Genomic DNA, 21,607 nt, shown 5'->3' with positions numbered 1-21,607 from the left:
GAGGAGAGAGCAATGACTATCCATTATATTTCAGAACAGCAGTTGTTCCATTTGGAGTCCAAGGATTCCAGTTATATCATTCAGCTTGTAAAATCTGCGTACCCGGCCCATCTGTACTGGGGGCCCCGATTAAACCCTTCTCTCTTTAAAGAGCAGCTTCATCGTGTGGAACGAGGTTCGTTCAGCCCGAATTTCATTAAAGAGGATCGCACCTTCTCTTTTGACACCTTGCCACAGGAATATCCTTCTTACGGAACAGGGGATTATCGCGAGCCTGCTATTGAAGTGCAGTTTCAAGACGGTTCGACGGTTATGGACCTGAAATATCAGCATCATGCTATTAAGAATGGCAAGCAGAGTTTGCAAGGCTTACCCTCCACCTACGTGGAAAGCGATCTCGAAGCCGATACGCTGGAATTGCATATGCTGGATGAAAAAAGCGGCCTGAAAGTGACTTTGATCTATAGCGTTTATAACCATATAGACGCCGTTACGCGTACCGTCCACGTGGAGAATAGCGGAGAAGAAAACATTATTTTGAACCGGATATTAAGCAGCAGTGTTGATTTTCATTGTTCGGATTACGATATGCTTCAGCTATCCGGCGCATGGGCCCGAGAACGTCATCTCTATAAGAGATCCTTAGTGCCTGGCATCCATCGCATAGACAGTAAACGCGGTTCGAGCAGCCATCAGCAAAATCCCTTTTTGGCGTTGCTTTCCAAGGGCGCATCTGAAGATAATGGCGAGGTATATGGATTTAGCTTGGTTTATAGCGGCAGCTTTCTCGCCCAAGCCGAGGTGGATCAATATGGTACCGCTAGAGTGGGTATCGGAATTCAGCCCTTCGATTTTAATTGGACACTGGAACCGGGTCAGTCCCTTCAAGCGCCAGAGGCAGTGCTGGTTCGATCCGGCGAAGGATTAGGCGGAATGTCTCGCATTTTCCACCGTTTATACCGTACGAGACTTTGCAGAGGAGAATATAGGGATCAAGCGCGTCCTATTCTCATTAATAACTGGGAAGCTACTTATTTTGACTTTAATTCCGAATCAATTGAAGCAATCTCGCTTGCAGGTCGTGAGCTGGGAATCGAATTGTTTGTTCTGGATGATGGCTGGTTTGGCAAACGGAATCATGACGACTGCTCTCTTGGGGATTGGATCGAGAACAGACATAAGCTCCCTGACGGACTGGAAGGATTAGGCCGCAAAATTACGTCGACCGGGATGAAGTTTGGGCTCTGGTTTGAACCTGAAATGGTTTCGCCCGACAGCGACCTGTATAGAAGACATCCCGATTGGTGCCTCCATGTGGCGGAGCGGAATCGGACCGTTGCTAGAGAACAGCTCATTCTGGATTTATCCCGTAAGGACGTGTGTGATTATATCGTGGATGCGCTGGGCAAGGTGCTTTCTTCCGCGCCAATCAGCTATGTCAAATGGGACATGAACCGCAATATGACCGAAATTGGATCGGCTCTATTGCCTGCGCATCGCCAACGGGAAACAGCGCATCGTTATATGCTGGGACTTTACGATGTGTTAGAACGGATTACAGCTCAATTCCCGCATATTTTGTTTGAGAGCTGCTCCGGGGGCGGGGGTCGCTTTGATCCTGGAATGCTGTATTATATGCCTCAAACCTGGACCAGCGACGATACAGACGCTGTGGAAAGATTGAAGATCCAGTATGGAACAAGCATTGTGTATCCAGCCAGCGCCATGGGAGCTCATGTATCCGCAGTGCCAAACCATCAGGTAGACCGGATCACTTCCATTGAAATGCGCGGTCACGTTGCTATGTCTAGAAATTTCGGCTATGAGCTTGACTTAACCAAGCTGAGCGAGAGTGAACGGTCGATCGTGATGGCACAGAACAAGCAATATAAAGAATTAAGAGGCCTGATTCAATTCGGGGACTTTTACCGGTTGTTGAGCCCGTTCGAGGGGAACGAGACGGCATGGATGTTTGTCTCTGAGAATAAGCAAGAAGCCTTTGCTGCTTATTTCAAGGTGCTGAGTGAACCTAATGCGCCGCTGCGCAGACTCAAATTTAAAGGGTTGGATCCCTCCAAAGTATACCGATTGATTGAAACCGGGGACATATATGGAGGAGACACATTGATCCACTATGGCCTCCCTCTTGGGGATCTAAAAGGTGATTTTCAAAGTCAATTATTCGTTTTTCAAGAAGTGCTGTAAAGCTGCACACCTTCTATCCTGCAAGTCCCGGGGCTTCCTTCCCGGGTCTTTCTTTTTCGTTTGTCATTATGGTAATATTGCCATAGAATCGCTAGGAGTGATAGCTTGTATTTTATTAAGGATCGTTAGGAGCGGCATATGGCTACCATTAAAGATATTGCGAAACACGCTGGAGTCTCCCAGGCCACAGTGTCGAGAGTGTTGAACAACGATAAGACGTTATCTGTCAGCCACGAGACGCGTGAACGGATCTTTTCAATTGCAGAACAGATGCAATACAAGCCTGTCAGAGTCCAGCGTCTGAAGAAAGAAAGCCAACTGTCCAATAAACAAATCGCATTGCTGATCACCGCATCGGACGAAGATGAGCTGCTGGACCCTTATATCAAACAAGTAAGAGATGGGGTTGAGAAGGTTTGTGGGGAATTGGGGTTGGTTTTGTCCCCTATTATTCGTGGAAGTCATATTCAAAATGTATCTTTGCAGGAGATTGAGGGATTGATTGTTGTTGGCACAATAGATATTGAGGATATACGCCACTATTATGATCCCAACAATAATATCGTTTTGATTAACAATTTGCTGCCTCATTTTTGCTGTGATACCGTGCATCTTGATTTTAGACAATCCATGACGGATGTTTTGACCCATCTCCTTCAACTGAATCATACTTCCATCGGTTTTATTGGCGGATCAGAATACGTTTATAAGCTGAAGGATCCCTCCAATACAACGAATAAGCTTAAAGATCCACGGTCAGCGTATTTTGAAAGCATCCTGAAAGAAAAGAACCTCTTTAACCCTGCCTATGTTCATGTTGGCGAGTGGTCGACTTCCGGCGGATATGAAATGATGCTGAAGCTGCTAAGTCAGCCGGACAAGCCCACTGCATGTTTTGTCGGGAGTGACCCCATGGCTATCGGAGCGCTTAGAGCATTAAGTGAGAGCGGAATAAAGGTTCCGGATGATATGGCAATAATTGGTTTTGATGACATTGAAGTCTCGGCCTATGTGAACCCTCCGCTAACTACAGTGAAAGTTTTCACAGAACAGCTGGGTCGCTCAGCGGTTCAGCTCTTGCTGGATCGGTTTGAAGGACGGACCGTCCCTCTGCATGTCACCGTTGGAACCGAACTGGTCATTCGGCAGAGCTGCGGTTATAAAAGCTGAACAATAAGGATCGACCTGCCGCCTGCTTGTATCTATTCTCAGAGCTAGAGCTATTCGTCTTCTTCCACGGAATAAGCGCGAAATGACTGCAGCACATGTTCCTTTTCCTCAGACATTCTGCTAGCCTGTTCCCAATCAGACTGCATGCGTGCATGCTCTACGGTGTCGGTCTCTTCCTCAACAAGGATGCATATGGAGCAATCGGTCGCTGAATAGGCAACAAAGGCGGTTCCGTTGACCCCACCAATCTCAGTGACACCATCTAGAAATTCTCTGTCTTCTTCAATGGACGCTTCAGTCGCTATCGAGAAGAAGTATAAACCTTGAACAGAAGGCTGCTCCTCGTCTACATACTTGCTGGTCTGGCTTTGGCCGATAAAGTAGATGTCAATCCCGTTTTCTCGTTCATAAATATTGTAATATTCACGCCATGCTGCCGGGAATTCTAATGTGAATGATAGCTTGCGATTGATATAAGCAATATTCTCATCCCTTGCTGTTAAGGAGCCATCTGTACCCGCTGCAGCATCTGGCGCTGCTTCCTGCACGGGCGGGTCAGCGATCACCTTATCGAGGTTAGCTGCTGCCGTATCCGGCTGCTCGATCTGATGTGTATTCACATCTGCAGTCGAGCAGCCTGCCAGAAAAAATAGAATACAAAAAACAATATATGATCTCCGCAAGCGCAATCCTCCTACTCCTATTAGCCGCCTAATGTATAACATCTATTCTCGTAGAATTCGATACTTGTGCGCACCACCAAAAAAGAGGTATTTACATCCTCCCCGACGAATAAAATACCAGTAAATATTATCCATAAAATCTCAGGAGGCGACATTCAAGATGCCACAGCAGCAATCGAACACCCCGAGTCAATCCTATGCCAATCACAAACGGTTGGACCCTCTCTATCACTTCGGGTTGTCATTACTTACAGTTGCTTCGATCATTCTGTCTCTTTATCTGCTCATAGCCGCCTTGTCAGACAGCATTTCATTGGCGCAACCGCTTCTTTTAGTAATCTTCTCTTTCATCGCGATTATTACGCTTGCGCGTCTTCGCCAATATGCTACCAAGGTTCAGGATCGCGCCATTCGAGCAGAGGAGCAGCTTCGTCATTTCATACTGACCGGCAAGCCTATTGATCCCCGACTGTCGATCAAGCAGATCGTCGCCTTGCGCTTCGCATCAGATAACGAATATCCGTCACTAGCGCTTCGCGCTGCTGAAGAGGGCTTATCTACCGATGCGATCAAGAAGTCCATCACATCCTGGAGGAGCGACGACTACCGCGTATAGCGCGTACGCAGCCCATTGTCGGAAGATTGGGAGCTCACTGACCTCACAATCTTCCGTCACATTTATCTATGGGGCCAAGTATCCGAGTACTTTCCCTCTAATATTGGCGGCAGGCAATGGCCCAAAATTAAGACTCCCCCTGCTCCTTAACGCATTATCGCCCAATACATATACGAAACCCGCTGGGACTTCAATTTCCTCCATATCCGTATCAAAATATTTCTTGTGCGTATCTCTGCATGCTTCATCGCAATTGATATCAGCTAAAGCATTAAACTCCTCTGCATCCATGCCCCCGGCAAGAAGCTTCCCATAGAAGGTATCTAATTTGCTGTTGTTAATATAGATTTGTCCCTCACTTATCGAAACCCTCTCTCCTTCCAAGGCAATGACTCGCGAAATCTCGTTTTCCGAATTCTTGCTTTCGTCCGTATCCTCGCTTCCGTCCGTATCCTTAGTTGATGGAACTGTAAAGGAGATAACATCTCCGCGTTGCAGTGCATTGTTCTGGTAGAAATCCGGTTCTACTACAATCTTTCTATCAATAAATTCAAGCTTCTTTCTTGCCATTCCATCATTCCTGTAGAAAATAACAATATCCTCATCCTTCTTATCTATCGTCTTGATTTCCACGAGATTCCTTGTATCCACGATCGTATTCTGGTTCGTACATCCCGCTAAAATAAGGACAATCAAAACCGTGATCGCACAAAGTTTTCTTACTATTACCATTATGCCTCCCCCTTTAAAAAAAGCCGCCCCAGCAAGCCCATCAGCTTCAAGCCAATGAGCTGCCGGAAGCAGCTATTATCCCTTACCGCATTCTATGATTGCGCTGCAGCAGCCGACAGCTCTGCATATCTGGCCGAATATTTGCTCACGCATTGCACGAAGGTAGCATGCGACCACGTAAGCGGCGCAACTGAGAGCGGGCTTCCATCATGCGGATTCAACTGCTCTGGCAGCAGTCCGCTGGACAATGCATGCTCTACAACCCATTGCAGCGTCTCGCGCGGTCTGACCAGGTCCGCCAAGCTTTTCGCTGACTCAATCTCGAAATTCGCTATCCACAGCGTGCATATAATCCATGGATTGCCGGGCACATTCTCAATATCGCCAGATTGCTGGAAGTAATAGTCATTCGTATAGCGGGCCACCCCGCCAACGCCTGTACGAATCGTCAGCCCTTGCTTGATGGCCTCCATCGTCCGTATGACGCGGCTGTCATCCACTGGCAGGACGCCGAACTCCCAGATGCCAAACATGCTGCTCTCCAGCGTCATATCCTTTTCCCAACCATTGTCGGTCTGGATCAATCCTCGGGCGAATCTGCCCGATTCCTCATCCCATAGATGAGTCAGCATGCCCTGCTTAATCGTTTGAGCCGTATTGCGGAAATGATCGCTTCGCTCATAATCGCCAAACAGCTCTGTGAAAAAGGCTGCAGCCATCAGTCCGCCATAGACGGAAGCAACGGTATACGTCCAGATGCCGTAGCGCTCCTCCCATAAATCATAGCTCGGCTTAGGCAGGGACAGACTGTCCTCCACATACGAGCTTAAGAAAGCCGCTCCCTTGCGGATCAAATTATTGTACAAGGACTGGGGCAGCTCAATGACCTGATTGCGCATATAATCCTTCCACAGCGCGAACAGGACGAGCGCGGTCTCATCCTCTTGAATCGGCAGTCGCTCATTCCCCTGCACCACATAAGGATGCCAGCTCGAACCTACGGTTCCGTCCGGATTGTACTTGTGATACAGATAGCCGTCAGGAGACAGCGTCCGTTCGCAGAATTGGAAGAATGGCGCAATTACGCTCTGAAATCCGGCAAGCGACATCGCCTCTGCGATCAATGCGCCATCGCGCGGCCACATATAGCTGTAATGATCCCGATTGTACTGCAAAATATCGGTATCATTCGCCGCAATAATCGCTCCGCGCTCATCCGTTTGCGTACGTACGATAAGCAGGCTCTGACGGAACATGCGCTCAACCTCTGGCGGCAGATCGCCCAGATTGTTCTCCGCGCGATGCAGCCAATGCTTCCAATAAATAACGATGCGGCTGAGCAGCTTCTCCGGATTGGTGTCCTGAACATATTTGTTCAGCGCTTTAACCTCTTCGAGATCCTTGCCGATCGACATCCAGTAATAGACCGATTTCTCTCCATGGGGCGGGACGACAGTATGAAAGCTGATGGTGCTGTCTACGGAGCCCTGGGCTATCGTATTCCCCATCAATATTCCATCCTCGGCATCGCGCCACGTGCCCTCTGCGTGATGGAATCGCTTAATGCCCGTCGAATACTCCTTTATGCCGCCTTCATCAGAGAAGCCGTTGAACATAAAGTAGGAGGAACGCTTATAATGGAATACCGTATTGTTCTCTGGATAATAAGCCGCCGTATCGCCGACCTCAGAGCCGTCAATCATCAAATCCTGATTGAAAAATAACCGGACTTCTCTCGCCTCAGAGTTTAAGTTGCGCACGACAACCCGCTTGAGGTAGATGCACTCCCGCTGATGAATGCCGTCATTGATGTGCAATTCGACGCCGAGACGTTCATTTCTGGCGACGATGTTTGTGACCAGTGAATCCTCAATATAGCCCAGATCAAACTTCCACTCCGGATTCTCCAACCAGGAGAATTGACCGCCAACCCAGATGCCGAACCGGCAATATTGCCCTCCTACATGATTGAGTTGACCTACAAATGGATAATAAATATCTCGGATGTAGCAGTGGCGGTCCAGATTGACCAGAAGTTTACCGTTGCCGATGACTAGATGACGGGCCATGAGTTATTCTCCTTTCGGTTGGACAAAAGTTCAGAGTATATGGACATATAAGATTTAGCTGATTGCTTCCAGCTATAATCATCCTTTGCGCCATTGGCTACAATTTGCTTCCATGCATCCTCATTATTATAGAACGCAATCGCCCGCTCAATGGTGAATAACATATCATGCGCGTTATAATTCGTGAAGGTAAACCCATTCCCGCTGCCTGTGAATTCGTTGTAAGGGGTAACCGTATCCTTCAGCCCCCCCGTTTCACGCGCAATAGGAACAGAGCGATAGCGCAGCGCAATCAGCTGACTTAAGCCGCATGGCTCAAACTGTGAAGGCATGAGGTACATATCGCATCCGGCATAAACTCTGCGGGCTAACGCATCATTGAAGCCGAACCATACCGCCACCTTGTTCGGCTGTCTCTCAGCCGCCCTACGGAACATCTCCTCATAATGCCAATCCCCGGAGCCGATTACGGCAAGCTGAACATCAGCGCTCACAATAGAATCCAGCACAGCCTCGATAAGATCGAAGCCCTTCTGATCTACAAGTCGGGATACAATTCCGATAAGCGGCGTTGACTCCGATTCTTGAAGCCCCATCTCGCGCTGCAGAGCCAGCTTGTTCTTGCGTTTGCGGGCAATCGCATCCCGATATGGCACTTCTATCGCCGGATCATTCATCGGGTCGAAGGAATCGGTATCAATTCCGTTCACAATGCCGATCAAATCCTGGGAACGCCAGCGCAGCAGCCCATCCAACCGCTCGCCATAATGCTCGGTCTGAATTTCTTGCGCATATGTCGGGCTTACCGTTGTCAGCTTGTCCGAGTATACGAGACCGCCCTTCATACAGCTGCCAGCACCGTGAAATTCGATGCCTTCCGAGCCGAACAGCTCGTCGCCGGAATTAAGCAATTCCTTAAGCAGCTCCTTGCCAAACACGCCTTGATACTTCAAATTATGTATCGTATAAACAGTCGCTATATGGCGGCAGACAGGATCATTCGCATATCGCGTCCGCAGCAGAAAAGGTATTAGCCCTGTCTGCCAGTCATGACAATGTATAATATCAGGCTTATAATCCATATGAAACAGCGATTCAACGACAGCTGAACAGAAAAACACGAACCGTTCGGCATCATCGCCGTACCCATACAACCCGCCACGCCTGAAGTAAAACTCATTATCGATCAAATAATAGATGATCCCGTCGATCTCCGCCTTTAGCAAGCCGCAATATTGCTTCCGCCAGCCAATGCGAACGGTGAATGTCGCGATCGTCTCAAACTGCTTCGCATACGATTCCGGAATGGCTTCATACTTGGGAAGAATAATTCTGATCTCCGCTCCAAGCTCCGTCAGCGCTTTAGGCAGTGATCCGGCAACATCGGCCAGACCGCCTGTCTTCACAAGCGGCACTACCTCCGATGCGGCAAATAACAGCTTCATGGTTTCCCCTCCTGTGCAGCGAGCATTGACCTCATCCAGCGTCATTACGCCGCTCTCTGTCTATGACTTTCCGTATCTGAGATGAACTTGTGCTTCATTCTCAGATGAACTTGTGCTTCATTCTCAGATGAACTTGCGCTTCATTCTCAGATGACCTTGCGCTTCATCGCCAGGAATGGCGACAGCTCTGCTCCGCGAAGCTCACGCCCCTCCACAATGCTGACATCCTTATCCAGAATAACGCAATTCACATTGCTGTTCTCGCCGATATCGCCATTCTGCATGACGATGCTGTTGCGCACGACCGCACCTTTGCGAACATGGACGCCGCGGAATAGTATGCTGTTCTCCACAGTACCCTCGATGATGCAGCCATTGGCGATAATTGAATTGCTCGTTTGGGCTCCCGTCGTATAGCGGGCCGGTGGCTCATCCTTAACCTTCGTATAGATAGGGCCAGGCTCATTGAACAGATTGCGCCATACGCCAGGATTCAGCAGCTGCATGCTATTCTGATAGTAGCTGGATACAGTATTGACAACACCAAGATATCCCTCGTACATATAACTCTGAATGTTAAGCACGTCTAACCGCGACATTATTGCATGACGGACCAGATGATCCTGCCCTTGGGCAAGAGACGTCTCCACCAGCTCCAGCAGCAGCTCCTTGCGCATGACATACATTTCCATGGATACCAGATCGCCTGTCATACGGCCATAATGATCCTGCATCGCCGTAATTCGCCCATCTGCGTTCACTTGCACCTTGCGGGCTTTGCCATGCATCAGCTCAGACTGTTCCTTGCAGATGACCGTAATATCTGCCCGACTTTCCTTATGCTGCGCAATGATAGGGGCAAAATCAATATTGCACACCATATGGCTGCGCGTAATGACGACATAATCCATCGAGCTGCGCGTGAAATAATCACGATGCTGATAGAAATGGAACAGGTCTCCGCGTTGCACCTCATTCACATCATCCGTAATCGGAGGAAGCATAAACAGCCCGCTCTGCCGATGATGCAAGTCCCAATGCTTGCCAGAGCCAAGGTGATCCATAAGCGAACGGTACTTCGTATGAGCGAATACCGCTACCTTCGAAATACCTGAATTAACCATGCTCGACAGAGTGAAATCAATCAAACGGTAGCGAGCTCCGAATGGCACAGTAGCCAAACAGCGTCCTGCTGTGAGTGATTCCAACTCATCGGATTCATGAATTAAATTAATGACGCCGAGTACATTTGTATTCATGGCTACTCCACCTCCTGAAGCGATTGACTCGTTGCGATATATTCGTCATTGCCGATAACGGCAACAGATTTGCTCTCAGGACTGCCGAGCGTCACACCGTCTGCAATAATCGTGCCCTCGCCAATAATTGTCCGATAAATCTTAACATCCTTGCCAATCCGCACATTGGGCATAATGACCGATTCTTGAATTAAACTGCCCTCTCCCACATCGACCCCGTGGAACAAAACAGAACGATTCACTTGGCCTTCTACAATAGAACCCTCCGTTATAAGAGAGTCGTTTATCACTGCGCCTGGCGCAATAAATTGTGCTGGCCGATTCGGATTTACCGAATAAATCCGCCAGCTGCTATCATTCAAATCCAATGCCGGCTCATCCGACAGCAGATCCATATTCGCTTCCCACAAGCTCTCAAGCGTTCCGACATCCTTCCAATAACCGTTGAAGGTATAGGAATTGAGCTTCACATTGTCCTGCAGCATTGCCGGAATGACATCCTTTCCGAAGTCATTGCCCGACAGTCGATTCGCCTCATCCTGAATCAGATACTTCTGCAGCACAGACCATGAAAAAATATAGATACCCATTGAAGCCAGATTGCTTGAGGGCACTTTAGGCTTTTCTTCGAAATCCGTAATCCATCCTTCATCATCAACATGCATGATGCCGAAGCGGCTGGCTTCCTTCCAATCGACCTCAATGCAAGCGATCGTCACATCTGCTCCCCGTTCCTCATGCTTCTGCAGCATGAGCTCATAATCCATCTTGTAGATATGGTCACCTGAAATAACGAGCACATACTCGGGATCAAACCGATCGATAAAACCCATATTCTGATAAATCGCATTAGCGGTTCCCTTGTACCACATGCCGCCCTTCTGCTTCATATAAGGAGGCAGAATAGCCATGCCGCCATCGCGGCGATCCAGTCCCCAGGGGCTTCCGATACCGAGATAGCCATTAAGAACAAGCGGTTGATATTGCGTAAGCACACCTACCGTGTCGATGCCCGAATGAGCGCAGTTGCTTAAAGTGAAATCAATAATCCGATACTTCCCGCCAAAGTGAACGGCCGGCTTGGCCAAGTCCTTCGTCAAGACGCCTAACCGTTTACCTTCTCCTCCTGCGAGCAGCATAGCTACCATTCTTTTTCCGCCCATGGACATCATCTCCCTTACTGCAGCTTTCAGCGACCAAATTGCAGCCTCTTAGCTGTCAGTCAAATTTGCAACACAGCAGCCTCCACCCTATCCCACAGTTGCTCTCTAACTAAATATCTGATTTTTTTTGCTCTATATCTCTAGCTTTCTGATTCTGTTGCTCAATATCTCTAACTATCTGATTCATTTGCCCTGTATCTCTAGATATCTGATCGGTTGCTCACTATCTCTAGCTAACCGATTTATTTGCCTTGTATCTCTAGATATCTGATCTGTTGCCTTTTTCTCTAGCTCTTAGATTCGGTTCCCCTTTTCACTAGCTCTTAGATTCTGTTCCCCTTTTCACTAGCTCTTAGATTCTGTTGCCCTTTTCACTGAATAAGTTGAAGGGGTGAAGGAACAACGGAGTGGAGCAGGGGGAATAATTCTGGAGAAGCGTACGCGTTCGCCTTTGTTCCCGGAATTCCACCTATAAAAACCAAATTCAAGAATTCCGGGAACAACAGCGATCGTAAGAACATTCCCCCAGCGCAGCGGCCCCATTGTTCAAACCAGTCGTTCAACACCCGCCCCGCCCTCATAAGTCAGAAGTTGAAAAGAAAATGGCGGTACTTCAACAGCAACACTATATTCCCTGCCATGCCAAGGTATGTCGCTGCTTCGCAGCAGCCGAGGAACCTCCTGAACAGAGCCGCCGAATACGGCATCTTCACTATGAATCAATGTCCGGTAAGCGCCTGATTCAGGAACGCCTATCCTATACTCCGCATGATGCTGATAAGAAAAATTGCAAATTGTAATCGTGAACCGATTGCCTGTAAGGCCTCGCCGCATGAACACGATCATGCTCTGGGCCGCATTGTGCACATCAATCCATTCGAAGCCCCCTGGGTCGCAATCCCGCTCCCATAACGGGGGTTGATTGCTATAAATCGTATTCAAGGTTCTCACATAATCCTTCATAGCCAGGTGCAAAGGATAGTCAAGCAGCATCCAATCCAATGCTTCAGCATCCTTCCACTCATCGAACTGTCCCAGCTCACCGCCCATGAACAGCAGCTTCTTGCCTGGGTGGGTCATCCAGAAGCCATAGAACAATCGAAGCTGAGCGAACTTCTGCTCATAAGTGCCGGGCATCTTGTTCAGCAGCGAACGTTTGCCATGCACGACCTCGTCATGCGACAGCGGCAGTATATAATTCTCTGAAAAAGCATATACCAGCGAGAAGGTTATAAGATTGTGATGATGCATGCGTTCATTCGGATCAAGCTCTATATAGCGGAGGATGTCATTCATCCATCCCATATTCCATTTGAAGTTGAAGCCCAGACCGCCCATATATGTCGGTGAAGTTACCGCAGGCCATGCTGAGGAATCCTCGGCAATCATCAGCGCTTGCGGATAGTAATGAAATACCGTCTCATTCAGCCGTTTGAGCAAAGAGATCGCATCCAAATATTCCGAGCCCCCATGCCTGTTGAAGGTATGCAGCTCAGGAGGCTTGTCGAAATTAAGGTCAATCATGCTCGCCACTGCATCAACGCGAAGGCCGTCTATATGATACACATCCATCCAGAAGATCGCATTAGAGATCAGAAAGCTCTGAACCTCCGATTTTCCAAAATCGAACGAAAGTGTTCCCCATATAGGCTTTTCCGCCCGCTTCCAATCTGTTCCCTCGTATATCGGCGTCCCATCAAATCGTCTAAGTCCGTGATCGTCCTTGCAGAAATGACAGGGAACCCAATCCAGAATTACTCCGATCCCCCTTTCGTGGCATTTGTCAACTAGAATCATCAATTGCTCTGGTGATCCATATCGGCTGGTCGGAGCATAATAGCCCGTAACCTGATAGCCCCAAGACTGATCGAGCGGATGCTCCAAAATCGGAAGCAGCTCAATATGGGTATAGCCCATACTCGCAACATATTCCACCAACTCGCCAGCCATTTCTTCGTATGTCAGGAATTGCTCCTTTCCTTTATTCTTCCAGGAACCGAGATGCACCTCATAAATGGTCATCGCCTCATTATAGGGACTTCCATTCACCTTGCGCTTCTGCCATTCCTCATCCCGCCACTTGTAACCAGTCAAATCATGAACGACAGACGCCGTATCCGGCCTTCGCTCAGCGCCGAATGCGTATGGGTCCGACTTCAGCAGCCAGTCGCCTTCTAAAGTCTCGATCTCGTATTTGTACAGCTCTCCAGGACCGATCCCAGGCACGAACAGACTCCAGACCCCTGTCTCTCCTACTAGTTCCATAGCATGATTCTCACTGTTCCAATGATTGAATGAGCCGGATACTCTGACCTGCTTCGCATGAGGAGCCCATACAGCGAATCGAACCCCCTGCTTCTCACCCGAACGTATCGGATGTGCTCCGAATGTCCTGTAGCTGTGAAACAGCTCGCCTTGATTAAACAAATACAAATCGCGCGTAGATAAACCAGTTGATGCAGCGTTAACCATGAACGGCCTACACCTCCAAAATAAGAATACAATGTCAGATTACCTGACATGAATGCGCGATTTCTTTAATTATACACTGAGACTCTCAAGTTGGCACTCTATTTTCAGAATATTTCAATTCTATTTGCGCCTAAATAAGATTCGCCATCTCAAACCCACCATCACATATATATTGGAGGTTTATTAAAGTGATGCTGCTTCCATTGAAGGATATAAGATGGTTCAATATACCTATTTTTTATCGGAGAGGAAGTCTCTTAAATGAATACCCGAAAATGGGTTCGTTGAAAGTCCCTTTTGCAAAAAAATAACGATCCGGCAGCCTAAGGACTACAGAATCGTTCGTTTCCATATATTGGATTAATTAATCCGCACCCTCCAGCTTCGTTTTCCTCCTCGATACAGTGCCGCCTGTAAATTTCTTTCGGAACAGAAGCGGCGCCTGACCTACCGATTCCGAGAAAGAACGGGAGAAGTGCGGGGTTTGCTTGAAGCCTGTCTCCTCCGCAATTCGGGCAATAGGCCAATTGGTCTTCATGAGAAGCAGCTTGGCCTGATCCATCCGGTAAGCATGCAAATATTGCTGTGGTGTGCAATTGAACACTTCGCTCATACAGCGTGCAATATAGTTGGGATGAAGTCCGAGAGCATCACCCAGCATCCGGTTCGTGACCGTCTTGCGATAGTGGAGCTTCAAATACGCTGCCGCTTCCTCTGCAACAGCAATAGGAGCCTTGGCAGAATCGGTCCGCCAGCTCTCGTCCATCAGCTGCAGCAAACCAAGGAACCAATGCTGCCGCTGCCAGAACGCAGCATGCGATGTGCCCGTTGCCGCTTCCTGAAGCTTGTCGAGCAGCGCAATTGCCTCCTCCGGCGAAGGCAATGTCATCGCCTTGGGCAAGCGAATTGCATGAGAATAATAATCACCGCTAAGCGTTCCGCAGCTATTGTCCAGCAGCTCTTCCCACGGTCCTGCGGTCTGAAAGTGCACCCAATCGATAATCGTTTCTTCCTTGCATGGCTGAATCGAGTAATGCATACAGTCTGGCCGAAGGATGAGCATCCCGCCTGGACCAACTGTCCAGCTTCGATTCTCTTCCCCTATATAGAGGGTTCCACTGTGAACGAATAACAGGTCGAATACACCGAGATTGCGGCGGCTAGGATGCTCGCTGCCAGGCTGATAAATGGTGCGGTTGGATTCAATGAAATATGGCAATGGCGGCGAAATAAAAGTAAGAAGCGGATTGGACGACAAAAGCTAGCCCCCCTGTTGTGTGCAATTAAGCAAATTAGTCAAAGCCGCCCGTTTATTTTATCAAACAAACCCGATACATGAAACATAAAATTTGTGCAAATTATGAGGAGAAGAGAATCCACTCTCCATGTGCCATGCATCGTCTTGCCGCGATGGAATATCCTGATCAAGTAGATGAACGTTTTGTTTATGAGAGGTTCCCTTCGGTAATACTGCATCTCATAATGACTTCATAAGGGGAACATACGATGCGATATCGGACACCACCTATAGACAAGACCAAGCAAGCTCCAACAGCGGATGCCGGAATTACAAGAAACGCACAGTCTCGGCAGCCCTTGAGCGTCAGCTTGAACGACAATATTAAGCAAGTCAAGCAGGCACTTGGCAACAGTACTGATATCATAATCAAGGAAATAACGATCGGCCCCGGCCCCGGCGGGGGGCTGCCCATTGCAATCCTGTACACGGATGGCTTGGTGGATAAACAAGTGATCATCGGCCTCATGGAATCGCTCATGATGGACACTGCACTGACCAAGAGGCTTGAACAGGATTCAGCAGCACGAGCCAATATCGTGCAGATTCTCAAGTCTGATGTTCTCAAGAACGCGGAGATTCAGGAGGTAACGAATTTTGAAGCGCTGTACAACGCGATGTTGTCTGGCGACTGTGTGTTCCTAATTGACGGTCTGCCACAGGGACTATCTGCCGGCGCTCGCGGCTGGACTGATCGGGGCGTTGCCGAGCCGGGAACCGAGAACGTTGTTCGTGGACCGCGTGAAGGATTCACCGAAACCTTGCGTACGAATACATCCTTGATTCGGAGGAAAATCAAGGATCCCAATCTATGGGTGGAGACGAAGCAGATTGGCCGTGTTACAAGAACAGATATTGCTGTGATGTACATCAAGCATATTGCCAATGACGGAATTGTCAAGGAAGTGAACGCGCGGCTGGATCGCATAGATATTGACGGCATCCTGGAGAGCGGATATATTGAGGAGCTCATTCAGGACGCAACCTTCACCCCATTTCCTACTCTGTACAGCACGGAGCGTCCAGATGTCATCGCCGCAGAGCTGCTTGAAGGGAAAGTCGCCATTCTGGTGGATGGAACACCATTCGTGCTCATCGCTCCGGCTCCTTTCGTCTCCTTCCTGCACTCGGCAGAGGATTATTACCAGCGTGCGGACATCAGCAGCTTCATCCGTATTCTGCGCTATGTCGGCATCTTCATTTCCGTACTGGCGCCGTCCCTTTATGTCGCTATTACAACCTTCCATCAGGAGATGCTGCCTACTGAATTGCTGATCGGATTGGCTGCCCAGCGGGAACGTGTCCCCTTCCCTGCCTTTATTGAGGCTCTCATGATGGAGATCACCTTTGAAATATTGCGGGAAGCCGGCATACGCATGCCCAAATCGATTGGATCAGCAGTCTCTATTGTCGGGACGCTTGTAATCGGACAGGCAGCCGTTGAGGCTGGAATTATTTCGGCTGTTATGGTCATTGTCGTTTCAATTACAGCCATCTCCAGCTTTGTCATGCCAGCCTATAATGTTTCAATCGCCTTTCGCATGCTGCGGTTTCCATTAATGGTTCTTGCCGCTTCGTTCGGCTTGTTCGGAATTATTGTGGGGATCATTGCTCTTATTCTGCATATGTGCAGTCTGCGTACATTCGGCATTCCTTATATGAGTCCACTTGGGCCGCTCGTTCCTTCCGATCTGAAGGATACCATATTGCGGCTCCCTCATTGGATGCTGAATACCCGCCCACGTTTGCTCAATCAGCAGAATACGACGCGGAGTAAACAAACGCCTCCCAAGAAATCCAACGAGTAGTCAGACAGATGCCGGAAAGGAATGTGAACCATGATAAGGCGAGCAAGCTGCATCCTGCTGATCCTTGTGCTGATCGTATCACTAACTGGCTGCTGGAGCAGACACGAATTGAATGAGCTCGCGATCGCTGTCGGTGCCGGAGTTGACAAGAAAGGCGACAAATACCGGCTATCCATTCAGGTTGTAGATCCTGGCGAAGTAGCTTCCAAGCGGGGTGGAACAGCCGCCTCACCTGTCACTTTATTCACAGCAGAGGCTGAGACTATATTCGAAGCGGCTAGAAAAATGACACGGACAGCACCGCGCAAAATCTATTTCTCCCATCTTAGAATGTTCGTCATTGATGAGGCGCTGGCCAAGGAAGGGATCGGTCCTGTTCTTGATTTTCTCTCCAGAGATCATGAGTTCAGAACGGATTTTTATATTGTGGTGACAAAGGGCTCTAAAGCTGAGGAAGTATTAAAGATTATGACGCCTTTGGAGGATATTCCTTCCAACAAACTATATTTCTCATTGGAGTCATCGGAGAAAAACTGGTCGCCAAGCTTAACTGTAACACTGGATGAATTAATTCAGAATTTCACATTGAAAGGAAAGCAGCCCGTCCTAACCGGACTTATGATTACTGGAAATAAGAAGCTTGGCAAAACGAAGAGGAATATAGAAAATATCGAAACCTACAGCAGATTGCAATATTCAGGACTTGCCGCATTTAAAGGAGACAAGCTGCAAGGCTGGTTGAATGACAATCAAAGCAGGGGCTACAACTATATCCTTGGGCTTGTCCAAGGCTCGGTTGGCCATGTGCCGTGTGACGGGGAAGGGAAAGTCGTTACAGAAATCATTCGCACCAAAACAAACATGAAGGGGCGCATTCATCAGGGACAGCCAGCAATCGATATTAGCGTAAATATTGAAGGAAATGTTGCAGAAGTAAGCTGCCGGGATCTGGATTTGACGAAGCAAAGTACCCTTACTGAGATTGAAAAGAAGAGTGAGCAGAAGATTAAGGGTTTCATCGAGTCGGTTATCGGAAAAATGCAGAAGGAGTTCAAAGTCGATATTTTCGGATTCGGAGAAGCCATTCGCCGTGCCCATCCTGCAGCCTGGAAGTCAATGAAAGAGGACTGGGAGGAACGATACTTTCCAGAGCTTCCCGTTACGATTAAGGTCGATTTCAAAATTAGACGACTGGGAACAGTAAGCAATTCGTTCCTGAATGAGTTGGAGGAATAGGGATCGATGCTGGGTGTAGCCGGAATTATTGCAGCTGCCGGGGTTATCATCTTGCTTCAAGTGCCCGTGCTGCGAAAAAAGAAACTAAAAAAAGAGCTGTGGGCATTCTGGATTCTGCTCCTGCTTGGTGTTGGAATCAGCATCTCCAAATCCATTTTGTTGAATATTCCCACCCCAATGAGCTGGATCGCAATAGCACTAAAGCCATTCAGTGATTTTCTCATCCATATCGGTTTGATAAAGTGAAATAGAGGTGCAGTCAGTGCTGAATAAAGTTAAAATATCATCACGTCAATTCACCATATTAACGACGCTGTTTACAATTGGGAGCGCGATTCTCGTTGTCCCTTCAGGAATCGCTGCCTTGGCCAAGCAGGATGCATGGATAGCGGCGCTGGCAGGTCTGGCAGCAGGGGTTATAATCATCTCGATGCACATCCTGCTTGCAAAGCAGCATCCTGGCAAGACACTCGTCGAGATGCTGGATACGCTGCTTGGCAAATGGCTCGGCCGAACGGTAGCTCTCGTGTTTATTGCTACATTGTTTTTGTGCGGTCCCTCTGCAGTATTAAATATATTAAGCAATTTCCTGACCACTCAAATGATGCCGGAAACACCGATTCAATCCTTGAATATCCTTTTTGCTGTCATCGTATTGATGGGGGTTTATCTAGGTATTGAGACTTTTTCCCGGTCTGCGGAATTGATATTCCCTTGGATCGCGCTTCTTTATATCGCTTTCATCGTGCTTGTATCGTTTGATGTCAAACCAACGAACCTGCTGCCAGTGCTGGAGAATGGGATGCGTCCGATCTGGCCTGCAGCACTATCCTTTGTTTGTACCGCCTTCCTGCCCAATATCATCCTGCTAATGATCATTCCCTCTGTCGATAATCGTCGCAATGAAGCAGGAAGAGCCCTTCTAATCGGGGGCATTATAGGCAGTGTTGTCACAATAGTGATCATTACAATAACGATCATGGTATTCGGTCCAGAATTTACCGCCAGAAGCATGTATCCGACCTATGCATTAGCGAGAAAAATCAGCATTGGCAATTTTCTTCAGCGGCTTGAAGCGATCATGGCAACCATCTGGTTTATTTCTCTTTACTTTCGAATGACCATTTACATGTATGCCATCTCGATCGCATTGGCTCAAATCTTCAATCTGAAGGAATACCGCCCGCTTGTTCTCCCCCTTGGAATGCTGCTCGTTGTCATGTCGGTCATTGTCTATCCCAATATTACTTATCAGAATAGCTGGGATACTCGGACATGGATTCCTTATACACTGGTAATCGGGTTTATTCTGCCGCTGCTAATGCTCTGTCTGAGCGGATTCCGCAATCTGAATAAGCAAGGATAGATGAAGAAACAGCCTAACGCGAATCCTCCCATGATGAGCGGATGTGAACGTTAGGCTGCTTATGGAGCATTTAGCGCTATTTCTAAAACTATAACTAATTCACAATTCGGTCCAGAATGGCTTCACCCTCTGCGATAATCCGGTTGAATGCCTGCTGCAGCGGCTCTAATGAAGAGACATCAGCCCCGATAGCGTTCAGCTTGCCTCCTGCCTCTGCCATGATGGCATTAAAGGAAGCAACACACCCTGCGAACTCCTCCTTGCCCTGCTTATACAGCACTGTTTTCTCGTGTGCCGAGTTCGATATAGCAAACTTAAAGGCGACATTAATTAACGTGCTTTGGCAGCCCGATTTCAGCACCTCCAGCTTCTTGACCGTATCCTTGACGATACGATCAACTTCCTTCTGATCAGGCTTGTCCGGTTTGTCCGGTTTGTCGCTTGGCTTGCCCGGTTGATCCGGCTTGTCGCTTGGCTTGGTCGGCTTGTCAGGCTTATCGCTTGGCTTGCCTGGCTGGTCCGGTTTGTCGCTTGGCTTGCTCGGCTGATCGGGCTTGTCGCTTGGCTTGGTCGGTTTAGCAATGTTTTTGAGTGCTTCGAACAATTGTGCGATAAAGCCGCCTGTGTTCCCTTCCGCATACGAAATCGCGGTTGTCATAGGCGCAAATATAGAACTAAGCAATACAATCGATAGCACAATTGCAATTTTTCGCAGTTTCATTCATGCATCCTCCTTTATAAGGTCGGTTGATTCATGTTGTCCCAAAAAGACATCTGCAAAAACTATCATGACATCAAAGTCCTCACCCCCGGAATGAAATATAGCAGTTGAGAATGAAACTGGGTGCTGAGAGTTGCCTACTATATTCCATATAAAGTTAGACTGCTCAGAAAGTCCGATGGAAAATGAGATGCAAACTCCAACTATACTAGCTTTCAATCGTACATAACTGCTGAAATACATCTCCTGCATCCAAAAACGATGCACACAGACGGAGTAACTGCAAAAATCCCTCAAATATCGCCAAAATCCAGCGTATACAGTACTTTCCTGCGATTTTGCTGCACTTTTGCAGGTAAGTGGCTCGAAATGGTTCATTCTGGTCAGATTAACTGTAAATTTGCAGTAACAAAGTGAAAGCGACGGTTGGAGCAGTAGAGTCCCTACAATTGTGTAAAATGGCTACTGGAATAATAAAGAAAGAGCCATGGTTGGAGCAGCATGCGGCGGGAGAATCTCCTATGAATCTCCTATGGATTTTCTCAGCAGCCTCTTTCGCGGGAATGAGTTGAAATTGAGAAAGCTCTACGGCCTACTCTTCCTCTGAAGACTGCTTATAGCTTTTCCCCTGGCTCATGCCATATTTCTTCGCAATCGCAATTAGCCTGTTATACTCTTCCTCCGACAATTGCTCCATAGCTTTGCGCTTCAGCTCACGCTTCTCCTCTACGGTCAAACCGCCGCCGAGTGTTGATTGAAAGGATTTCAAATCATCTGCGCTCCAATGCTGCAAGAGAACAGAACCGATCTCAATCTTTTCCATCATCGTCACCTTGCTCCCAGCCTCGCTGGCTTCATCCACGGAAATACCGGCCTTATTTGCAGAACCTGACTTCTTCCCTGTATGAGCTCCATTCTCAGCACTCGGCTGGTTGCCAGCATTGGACCCTATATTCTCGTCACTAGACTGATTGCCCGCATTGGTCCCATTCTCACCATTGGGCTGATTGCTGCTTGCAGCTGCATCTTCTTCAGCCCCCGTTCCTTGGCTTGTGGAGGATGGGTTCGAAGCTGCATCAACTGAATCGTCCCCTATTGGCTGACTAGCCGTCCTTGGGGTCTTATTCGAAACAGAATCCTCCTGCTCCGAATTCCGACTTGCAGCTCCCGCCAGCTCTGTAGTCTCGTTAAGAGGCAGCGACTCTTCCATGAGCACTTCCAGCAGATGGTCCGTCATGCGATCATAGGCATACCACACCGCTCCAAATAGCAGCAGCATCATCGCGCCGAAAATCAACAGCCATCGCCGCCACCTTGGCGCTTTTACAATCTTCTCCTCAGGCTCATGCTTCATCAGGCATCACC

Annotated in this window: 17 protein-coding genes; 7 read left to right on the top strand and 10 right to left on the bottom strand. The window is 48.3% G+C overall.

The window, feature by feature from the left end; translation table 11 throughout:
• Positions 1 to 12 precede the first annotated feature (12 nt).
• Both L6H65_RS12995 and L6H65_RS12990 read left to right on the top strand, forming a co-directional pair.
• Positions 13 to 2,205, top strand: coding sequence for an alpha-galactosidase (locus tag L6H65_RS12995; protein WP_236342968.1), 2,193 nt, complete (start codon positions 13 to 15; stop codon positions 2,203 to 2,205).
• Positions 2,206 to 2,343: 138 nt separating this feature from the next.
• On the top strand, positions 2,344 to 3,375 hold the full coding sequence (locus tag L6H65_RS12990; RefSeq protein ID WP_236342967.1) for a LacI family DNA-binding transcriptional regulator: 1,032 nt from the start codon (positions 2,344 to 2,346) through the stop codon (positions 3,373 to 3,375).
• A 50-nt stretch (positions 3,376 to 3,425) separates the two neighbouring features.
• Here the strand turns inward: L6H65_RS12990 and L6H65_RS12985 are convergent, their stop codons facing one another.
• Positions 3,426 to 4,058 (bottom strand): hypothetical protein, encoded by a 633-nt coding sequence (locus L6H65_RS12985; protein ID WP_236342966.1) that lies wholly within the window; start codon positions 4,056 to 4,058, stop codon positions 3,426 to 3,428.
• Positions 4,059 to 4,218: 160 nt separating this feature from the next.
• Between L6H65_RS12985 and L6H65_RS12980 the strand changes: the two genes are divergently transcribed.
• Positions 4,219 to 4,674 (top strand): DUF6526 family protein, encoded by a 456-nt coding sequence (locus tag L6H65_RS12980; protein WP_236342965.1) that lies wholly within the window; start codon positions 4,219 to 4,221, stop codon positions 4,672 to 4,674.
• A 66-nt stretch (positions 4,675 to 4,740) separates the two neighbouring features.
• Here the strand turns inward: L6H65_RS12980 and lepB are convergent, their stop codons facing one another.
• The 7 genes from lepB to L6H65_RS12945 form a co-directional block, all read right to left on the bottom strand.
• Positions 4,741 to 5,406, bottom strand: coding sequence for a signal peptidase I (gene lepB, locus L6H65_RS12975; RefSeq protein ID WP_236342964.1), 666 nt, complete (start codon positions 5,404 to 5,406; stop codon positions 4,741 to 4,743).
• 92 nt (positions 5,407 to 5,498) lie between these two features.
• Complete coding sequence (locus L6H65_RS12970) at positions 5,499 to 7,475, bottom strand: glycoside hydrolase family 15 protein (RefSeq protein ID WP_236342963.1); 1,977 nt, start codon at positions 7,473 to 7,475, stop codon at positions 5,499 to 5,501.
• Positions 7,460 to 8,920 (bottom strand): glycogen synthase GlgA, encoded by a 1,461-nt coding sequence (gene glgA, locus L6H65_RS12965; RefSeq protein WP_236342962.1) that lies wholly within the window; start codon positions 8,918 to 8,920, stop codon positions 7,460 to 7,462. The genes L6H65_RS12970 and glgA overlap by 16 nt, the downstream gene beginning before the upstream one ends.
• Positions 8,921 to 9,066: 146 nt before the next feature.
• Positions 9,067 to 10,179 (bottom strand): glucose-1-phosphate adenylyltransferase subunit GlgD, encoded by a 1,113-nt coding sequence (gene glgD, locus L6H65_RS12960; RefSeq protein WP_236342961.1) that lies wholly within the window; start codon positions 10,177 to 10,179, stop codon positions 9,067 to 9,069.
• Between the two features lie 2 nt (positions 10,180 to 10,181).
• Positions 10,182 to 11,342 (bottom strand): glucose-1-phosphate adenylyltransferase, encoded by a 1,161-nt coding sequence (locus tag L6H65_RS12955; protein WP_236342960.1) that lies wholly within the window; start codon positions 11,340 to 11,342, stop codon positions 10,182 to 10,184.
• A gap of 546 nt (positions 11,343 to 11,888) precedes the next feature.
• Positions 11,889 to 13,814, bottom strand: a complete 1,926-nt coding sequence (glgB, locus tag L6H65_RS12950; protein WP_236342959.1) for a 1,4-alpha-glucan branching protein GlgB — start codon at positions 13,812 to 13,814, stop codon at positions 11,889 to 11,891.
• Positions 13,815 to 14,178: 364 nt separating this feature from the next.
• Positions 14,179 to 15,072: a helix-turn-helix transcriptional regulator gene (locus L6H65_RS12945; protein ID WP_236342958.1), complete on the bottom strand. Its 894-nt coding sequence runs from the start codon at positions 15,070 to 15,072 to the stop codon at positions 14,179 to 14,181.
• A gap of 248 nt (positions 15,073 to 15,320) precedes the next feature.
• On the opposite strand from L6H65_RS12945, the gene L6H65_RS12940 reads away from it, so the two are divergent.
• The 4 genes from L6H65_RS12940 to L6H65_RS12925 are packed head-to-tail and all read left to right on the top strand — an operon-like array spanning position 15,321 to position 19,521.
• A complete protein-coding gene (locus L6H65_RS12940; RefSeq protein WP_236342957.1) occupies positions 15,321 to 16,919 on the top strand; it encodes a spore germination protein in 1,599 nt (532 codons plus the stop codon).
• 30 nt (positions 16,920 to 16,949) lie between these two features.
• Positions 16,950 to 18,155 carry a Ger(x)C family spore germination protein gene (locus L6H65_RS12935; RefSeq protein ID WP_236342956.1) on the top strand — a complete coding sequence of 402 codons (1,206 nt, stop codon included), beginning with the start codon at positions 16,950 to 16,952 and terminating at the stop codon, positions 18,153 to 18,155.
• Positions 18,156 to 18,161: 6 nt separating this feature from the next.
• On the top strand, positions 18,162 to 18,401 hold the full coding sequence (locus L6H65_RS12930; protein ID WP_236342955.1) for a hypothetical protein: 240 nt from the start codon (positions 18,162 to 18,164) through the stop codon (positions 18,399 to 18,401).
• 16 nt (positions 18,402 to 18,417) lie between these two features.
• Positions 18,418 to 19,521 carry a GerAB/ArcD/ProY family transporter gene (locus L6H65_RS12925; RefSeq protein ID WP_236342954.1) on the top strand — a complete coding sequence of 368 codons (1,104 nt, stop codon included), beginning with the start codon at positions 18,418 to 18,420 and terminating at the stop codon, positions 19,519 to 19,521.
• 94 nt (positions 19,522 to 19,615) lie between these two features.
• On the opposite strand, the gene L6H65_RS12920 is transcribed toward L6H65_RS12925, so the two are convergent.
• Both L6H65_RS12920 and L6H65_RS12915 read right to left on the bottom strand, forming a co-directional pair.
• Positions 19,616 to 20,242: a hypothetical protein gene (locus L6H65_RS12920; protein ID WP_236342953.1), complete on the bottom strand. Its 627-nt coding sequence runs from the start codon at positions 20,240 to 20,242 to the stop codon at positions 19,616 to 19,618.
• Positions 20,243 to 20,834: 592 nt separating this feature from the next.
• Positions 20,835 to 21,596 (bottom strand): dermokine domain-containing protein, encoded by a 762-nt coding sequence (locus L6H65_RS12915; RefSeq protein ID WP_236342952.1) that lies wholly within the window; start codon positions 21,594 to 21,596, stop codon positions 20,835 to 20,837.
• Between the last annotated feature and the right edge of the window lie 11 nt (positions 21,597 to 21,607).

The organism is Paenibacillus plantiphilus (assembly GCF_927798095.1).
In the GTDB taxonomy this organism is placed as follows: Bacteria; Bacillota; Bacilli; order Paenibacillales; family Paenibacillaceae; genus Paenibacillus_Z; species Paenibacillus_Z plantiphilus.
Note: the sequence above shows the minus strand (reverse complement) of the source record. Positions and strands in the feature narration are given on the sequence as shown.

Bases quoted from the DNA above. Each gene is read 5' to 3' on its own strand.
- L6H65_RS12970 (WP_236342963.1), bottom strand. From the start codon at position 7,475: ATGGCCCGTCATCTAGTCATCGGCAACGGTAAACTTCTGGTCAATCTG.
- L6H65_RS12935 (WP_236342956.1), top strand. From the start codon at position 16,950: ATGATAAGGCGAGCAAGCTGCATCCTGCTGATCCTTGTGCTGATCGTA.
- glgD (WP_236342961.1), bottom strand. From the start codon at position 10,179: ATGAATACAAATGTACTCGGCGTCATTAATTTAATTCATGAATCCGAT.
- glgB (WP_236342959.1), bottom strand. From the start codon at position 13,814: ATGGTTAACGCTGCATCAACTGGTTTATCTACGCGCGATTTGTATTTG.
- L6H65_RS12980 (WP_236342965.1), top strand. From the start codon at position 4,219: ATGCCACAGCAGCAATCGAACACCCCGAGTCAATCCTATGCCAATCAC.
- L6H65_RS12920 (WP_236342953.1), bottom strand. From the start codon at position 20,242: ATGAAACTGCGAAAAATTGCAATTGTGCTATCGATTGTATTGCTTAGT.
- lepB (WP_236342964.1), bottom strand. From the start codon at position 5,406: ATGGTAATAGTAAGAAAACTTTGTGCGATCACGGTTTTGATTGTCCTT.
- L6H65_RS12940 (WP_236342957.1), top strand. From the start codon at position 15,321: ATGCGATATCGGACACCACCTATAGACAAGACCAAGCAAGCTCCAACA.
- L6H65_RS12955 (WP_236342960.1), bottom strand. From the start codon at position 11,342: ATGGGCGGAAAAAGAATGGTAGCTATGCTGCTCGCAGGAGGAGAAGGT.
- L6H65_RS12915 (WP_236342952.1), bottom strand. From the start codon at position 21,596: ATGAAGCATGAGCCTGAGGAGAAGATTGTAAAAGCGCCAAGGTGGCGG.
- glgA (WP_236342962.1), bottom strand. From the start codon at position 8,920: ATGAAGCTGTTATTTGCCGCATCGGAGGTAGTGCCGCTTGTGAAGACA.
- L6H65_RS12930 (WP_236342955.1), top strand. From the start codon at position 18,162: ATGCTGGGTGTAGCCGGAATTATTGCAGCTGCCGGGGTTATCATCTTG.
- L6H65_RS12995 (WP_236342968.1), top strand. From the start codon at position 13: ATGACTATCCATTATATTTCAGAACAGCAGTTGTTCCATTTGGAGTCC.
- L6H65_RS12990 (WP_236342967.1), top strand. From the start codon at position 2,344: ATGGCTACCATTAAAGATATTGCGAAACACGCTGGAGTCTCCCAGGCC.